The organism is Methanospirillum sp., from assembly GCF_028679455.1.
Taxonomy (GTDB): Archaea; Halobacteriota; Methanomicrobia; order Methanomicrobiales; family Methanospirillaceae; genus Methanospirillum.
In genome coordinates, this window is the sequence record NZ_JAJRBM010000347.1 from 1 (window position 1) to 5,345 (window position 5,345).

Annotated in this window: 7 protein-coding genes and 1 tRNA gene; 5 read left to right on the top strand and 3 right to left on the bottom strand. The window is 48.2% G+C overall.

Annotation, left to right across the window (positions count from 1 at the left end):
* Together LUQ50_RS11825 and LUQ50_RS11830 are read right to left on the bottom strand one after the other, a co-directional pair.
* The coding region (locus tag LUQ50_RS11825; RefSeq protein ID WP_300040039.1) for an ARMT1-like domain-containing protein at positions 1–476 on the bottom strand (476 nt) is incomplete at its 3' end.
* Between the two features lie 24 nt (positions 477–500).
* Positions 501–573: transfer RNA gene (locus tag LUQ50_RS11830), tRNA-Pro, on the bottom strand.
* 242 nt (positions 574–815) lie between these two features.
* Here LUQ50_RS11830 and LUQ50_RS11835 point away from each other — a divergent pair.
* The 5 genes from LUQ50_RS11835 to speD all read left to right on the top strand — a co-directional run bounded on the left by LUQ50_RS11835 (position 816) and on the right by speD (position 4,634).
* A complete protein-coding gene (locus tag LUQ50_RS11835) occupies positions 816–1,196 on the top strand; it encodes a roadblock/LC7 domain-containing protein (RefSeq protein WP_300040040.1) in 381 nt (126 codons plus the stop codon).
* The gene (locus LUQ50_RS11840; protein WP_300040041.1) at positions 1,196–1,825 is read left to right on the top strand and encodes a response regulator; all 630 of its coding nucleotides are present in this window, start codon (positions 1,196–1,198) and stop codon (positions 1,823–1,825) included. Before LUQ50_RS11835 ends, LUQ50_RS11840 begins: the two co-directional genes overlap by 1 nt.
* Positions 1,826–1,914: 89 nt before the next feature.
* Positions 1,915–3,123 carry a threonine synthase gene (gene thrC, locus LUQ50_RS11845; protein WP_300040042.1) on the top strand — a complete coding sequence of 403 codons (1,209 nt, stop codon included), beginning with the start codon at positions 1,915–1,917 and terminating at the stop codon, positions 3,121–3,123.
* A 5-nt stretch (positions 3,124–3,128) separates the two neighbouring features.
* Positions 3,129–3,680: a DUF5803 family protein gene (locus LUQ50_RS11850; protein ID WP_300040043.1), complete on the top strand. Its 552-nt coding sequence runs from the start codon at positions 3,129–3,131 to the stop codon at positions 3,678–3,680.
* Positions 3,681–4,193: 513 nt separating this feature from the next.
* Positions 4,194–4,634 carry an S-adenosylmethionine decarboxylase gene (gene speD, locus LUQ50_RS11855; RefSeq protein WP_300040044.1) on the top strand — a complete coding sequence of 147 codons (441 nt, stop codon included), beginning with the start codon at positions 4,194–4,196 and terminating at the stop codon, positions 4,632–4,634.
* A gap of 118 nt (positions 4,635–4,752) precedes the next feature.
* On the opposite strand, the gene LUQ50_RS11860 is transcribed toward speD, so the two are convergent.
* Positions 4,753–5,345, bottom strand: a 593-nt coding sequence (locus LUQ50_RS11860) for a DJ-1/PfpI family protein (RefSeq protein ID WP_300040045.1), incomplete at its 5' end; no start/stop codon positions are given.

The window sequence follows — 5,345 nt, forward strand, 5'->3', positions numbered from 1 at the left end:
ATCTCTCCACAATTGTCGGTAAGGTACAAAACGCGCTGTGACAGAGGCAGGATCTTTTTCGTGTCATCGACAAACAATCCTGAAGCGAACTCCTGCCTGAAAAAACTGAGAAAATCTTCCTGAATGGTGTGACCTTTTACTCCGTAATCAAAAATATTTCCGATCACTGCTGCAGTAACCAGATCTCTAAAATTGGTGAGGTTTTCGCTGACCAGATCAAGGACAGCAGCTGCATCACGGTTTGACTGTTCTTTGAGTGCAAGAAATGGATCAGTGGTGTCGAGTTGGAAATAGACTGACCGGTGGAGCAGGCTGGCTACAACCGGATGGGTATATGGGGTACCCTGAAGAAAGGTGAGAAGTTTTGTTGCGTGCCCTATAAGGGCCTGATATTTCTCTTCGGGTACCGAGACGAGTTCTGCTTCAAGCATGACACGAGATAACAGACAGTCAAAACAGCGATCATCATGATGCATGGGAAACTCCTGAAAAAAGGGTAATGGGGCCATCGAGATTCGAACTCGAGTCAGAAGACCCCCAGTCTCCTAGGATGCCAGGCTACCCTATGGCCCCAAGTCCATACTATTTTCTCACCTCTGACATATGTACTTACTTGTTTAGATCTACCCTGTTTTGCAATCTATATAGATATCGGCCACTCTTTGACCCATGAATAGTCTGGTCGGCCATTAACGCACATTTTAATTTGATGAAAAGATCGATGTGTCTGGTTTTGATTATGCTGGTTCGTCCTTTTTACCGAGGGATAAAGACAAAATATTAAATATGTAGATCGGAGATAATACCGTAGTTATTTGATAATACGGGGCCCAGTCATGCTCAAGGAGAAGATAGCCGGTATCATTGAGGATATCACAAAGGTAGAGGGGGTACGGCTTTGTGCACTTGTCTCCCGCGACGGGATCATGCTGGGGAAACATGCCGCAGGTGATTTTAATGAAGCATGGTTTGCAGCGATGTGTGCTACCCTGCTTGCATCAGCAGAGTCTGCAGCAGTAATCATTAAGATTCAGTCGCCTGATATGGTCACCATCCAGTCCTCTGATGGAATACTGATCATCATGGGAGCCGGGGATAAGATCCTGCTCACGACTCTGATTGATCCGTCCGCTGATATGGCAACCGTAACTGCAACGTTGCATGAGATCGCTGAGGATGTCGGGGGGAGTTTCTGATGGCAACGATAATGGTTATCGATGACAGCCCGTTCATCGTTGATATCTTTGTGACCATGCTTGAGCGGGGCGGATATACGGTTTACTCTGCTAACAGTGGTCCGGAAGGGATAGAACTGCTGAAGAGTGTGACGCCTGATCTGATTTTACTGGATATCATGATGGAGCCAATGGATGGCTGGGAAACACTGGTCGCGATCAAGCAGAACTTTGCAACCAAAGATATCCCCGTCATGATGCTCACGGCTAAACAACTGACCCCCCAGGAAGCCCAGGAATACGGGATGTATATTGAGGATTATATTCTCAAGCCTGTTACTCATTCAGAACTTTATTCTGCGATTGAAGGGGTTATCAACCGGAGGCAGCAGATCCAGGATGACATGGCCAAGGCAAAGGAAGGAGGATTTGAGGAGACCCTCATTAACGAGTACGGGCGCCTAGTGAAAAGTGTTGAGATCAGCAAACGCCTACTAAAACTTCTCTCTACCACCTATGATCTCTCCGATCCCTCCATGAAACTATCTGATGATATCAATATTGCAATCAGGAGTATGGAGACAAACCTGAAGTTTCAGGAGATGAGGGTCACCCAGATAAGAGAAGAGTTCTCTGGCAAGTCTGCGTAACTTCTTTTTTTCGTATGGAGCGGTAACCCCTCACTGATATCTGTTTTTCCCTACATTATGAAGTAGATCGAGCACTAACCTCAGGTACCATGTTTGATCTCGTATGTGTCAAGTGCGGTGAGTCATATCCGGCTGACACGGTTCTATATACCTGTAAAAAATGCGGTCATCTCCTCGAGGTCAGATATGATCTGGCATCTGTCAATATCACCCGCAGGGAATGGCTCTCCCGTCCTCTCTCAGTATGGCGATATCGTGAGATCCTTCCGGTACAGCGTGAACCGGTAACACTTCAGGAGGGTGGTACTCCGCTCTATCACTTAAAGCGGATCGGTAATGAACTTGGGATGAAGGAACTCTATGCCAAACATGAGGGGATGAATCCTTCAGGCTCCTTTAAAGATCGTGGGATGACTGTCGGTGTTTCCATGGCGCTTCAACTGGGTATGAGTTCGGTTGCCTGTGCCAGTACCGGTAACACCTCAGCTTCACTTGCGGTCTATGGGGCCAAAGCAGGTATTCCAACCATCGTCCTGCTGCCGGCCGGTAAAGTTGCACTCGGCAAGGTGGCGCAGGCACTCATGCACGGTGCACGGGTCATCTCGATCAAAGGGAACTTTGACCAGGCGCTTGAGATGGTCCGTGCCCTGTGTGAGGCCAAGGGTATCTATCTGTTGAACTCGGTCAACCCGTACCGTCTCGAAGGGCAGAAGACAATCGGGTTTGAAGTGATCGATCAACTGGATGGAGCAGTGCCGGACCGGATGGTGCTTCCGGTCGGCAATGCCGGAAACATTTCCGCAGTTTACAAAGGAATTCTGGAACTTAAAGCCCTTGGATTTGTTGACAAAATGCCCATGATGACCGGTATTCAGGCTGCCGGATCGCAGCCGGTGGTCAGGGCAATCCGTGAAGGACTGCCTGAAGTGGTTCCTGAAGCCAGCCCGGAGACAGTAGCTACCGCTATTCGAATCGGTGCGCCGGTAAATGCTGAAAAAGTTCTCACTGCGATTCGTGGTAGTGGTGGGACTGCCGACTCAGTTACCGATGAAGAGATCCTTGCCATGCAGCGTGACCTTGCCCGTAAGGAGGGTATTGGTGTTGAGCCTGCATCAGCTGCATCGGTGGCAGGTGTGAAGAAACTGGTTGAGTCAGGGGTTATCGACCGGGATGAACGGGTGGTCTGTGTGGTTACCGGCCATCTTCTGAAAGACCCTGAAACGGTGATAAAACAGTGTGCTCCCCCAGTCGAATGCGAAGCAACGCTCGAATCATTACTGGCTGCGTTACAACTCTGATCCTGGTGCTTCTTGTCCTGCCTGTTGCCGCTCTGCAGGTTACCTATCAGATCGGTGCGAACGGGACGGATTACCATGCTGAGGCAGTAGTAAATGGTACCGATAGGTTTGAGTTTGTCCAGAGTGGGATGCTTGGTGAGCGGATTCCACTTTCGGTACGGAATGTGACCCTCTTTCAGAACGGGGTAAATACCACATACACTCAGGAGCGTGGAGGGATTACGTTCCCTAAAGGGAATTATAGTATTATCTATGACGGTGTCCTGTCAGGAAATACCTTCCAGAGCCAGTTACCAGAACCCGGGTCAGTATCCATCATCCTGCCAGACCGGTACAAGGTTGACAATCCCCTCCTGACCTCCCTGCAGCCGGGTGGATCCCGTACGAACCGGAGTGAGAATCAGACGGTTATCACCTGGGATACGACCCGATATTTTGATGTCAGGTTTTATGATGCCAACCAGGAGAATCTGCTGGGCATATTTGCTCAGTTCTGGCTTATCATTGCCGTAATGCTCCTGCTTCCGTTCGTCTTCTCGCGGAGGCGTCAGGGATGACCCCTGTCTCCTCACTCATCGTACTGCTCCTATGAGGTGCCCGCAGTACTGCTCCTTTTTTGCAGGTTGAGTGCGGCACCACCGTTGTGATTGCCTTGTTGAATCTGTTCAGCTATCTGTTTGCTTATGTCATCTGCGGGTCGGACAAAAAAGGGCAGATTTTTGTTTTTTTCAGCGAGAAAAAAATCTAAAATCTCACCCCTTTTCACCTAAATTTCGGTATAATTTGCTTATTCTCAATTCAGGCATCACAAAATCGCACCTGAAGCCGCGCCTCTGTCAAAAACGGCATGATTTTGATTCGCTCGATTTTGCATCAAGTTCAAAATTGTACCTCGGGCTTTTTTTTTTATTTCAAGGCAAAATCGAGATTTTTGAATCAGTTCGTTCAAAATCAGCCTAAATTAAAAATCAAAGGTCAAAACGCAATGATTGTTGATTTGGCATGTTTTGTGCAGCATAAATCTTAAATGCTGAGGGATACACGTGATACAGTAATCAGGAGATACAACCATGATTGACGTACTTGTTCCAACCAGAGAGGGAATGGCATCAGTCCCACCAAAGTCAGATCAGGAGACTATGGAAGAGTTTAAGGCCCGTAATGCCTGGGGTCTGTACATGAGTGTGGATTTGAGAAATTGTAACCCGGAGAGTATCCGCGATGCGGGTAAGATCCGTAAGTTTGTAGTTGATCTCTGCGACCTGATCAAGATGAACCGGTTTGGGGAACCTCAAATCATCAACTTTGGTCCCTGTGAGCGCGTGGCAGGGTACTCGATGACCCAACTGATCGAGACCTCATGTATCACTGCTCACTTTGCAAATGAGACCAACACTGCATATATTGATATATTCTCCTGCAAGGAGTATGCTCCTCAACTCACCGCTGATTTCTGTCGTGAGTTCTTTGGTGCAGACTCAATGGATGTTCACATCTCGTTCCGCAATTAAGCGGCTATATCCCGGCTACTCTTTTTTCAGTAAAGAATTGTATTCGGGCGATCCCCGTAATCACCGAGAACGGGGGAATTACCGAATTATGATCCCAGGATCTGATCTCTCCCGACCGTTATGAATCACGCACGGCTTTGGCAACTTTTTCACCAAATGCTGCTGCCGCCAAGGGCCCGTTTGCAGTGATGATTCGTCCATCAACTACCACCGGACTGCTGGTAAAGATCCCGCCACCTTTCCTGATCTGTTCAATTGCCTGATCATCATTCCAGACAGTTGCCTTCTTATCCTTCAGAACACCTGCCTGACCAAGAATAGCAGGGGCCAGACATATGGCACTCACAATGCTTCGCTGCTGGTCGAACTTTCTGACCAGTTCAAGCAGTGATTGATCGTTCCAGAGATATTCGGGTGCTCCTCCGCCACCCACAATCATGATGCCTGCATAACCACTGATCTCATCTTTGTTTACTTCACTGATGGTCCGCTCGATCATCATGGTCCCTCCAAGCATTCCTACTGCCAGTCCACGGGTGGTGGAGATCACTTCATAGGGGATGCCTGACTGCATGAGATAATTGATCGGTTCAGTGAGTTCTTCATCCCTGAAATTTCGGGGGGCAATCACAATGAGAACTTTTTTTTCTGATGTCATCTTCTCTGATCTGGAATAGGAGATGCTGGCTAATAAGGTATCGCTGAAAAAAA

Bases quoted from the DNA above. Each gene is read 5' to 3' on its own strand.
- thrC (WP_300040042.1), top strand. From the start codon at position 1,915: ATGTTTGATCTCGTATGTGTCAAGTGCGGTGAGTCATATCCGGCTGAC.
- LUQ50_RS11840 (WP_300040041.1), top strand. From the start codon at position 1,196: ATGGCAACGATAATGGTTATCGATGACAGCCCGTTCATCGTTGATATC.
- speD (WP_300040044.1), top strand. From the start codon at position 4,194: ATGATTGACGTACTTGTTCCAACCAGAGAGGGAATGGCATCAGTCCCA.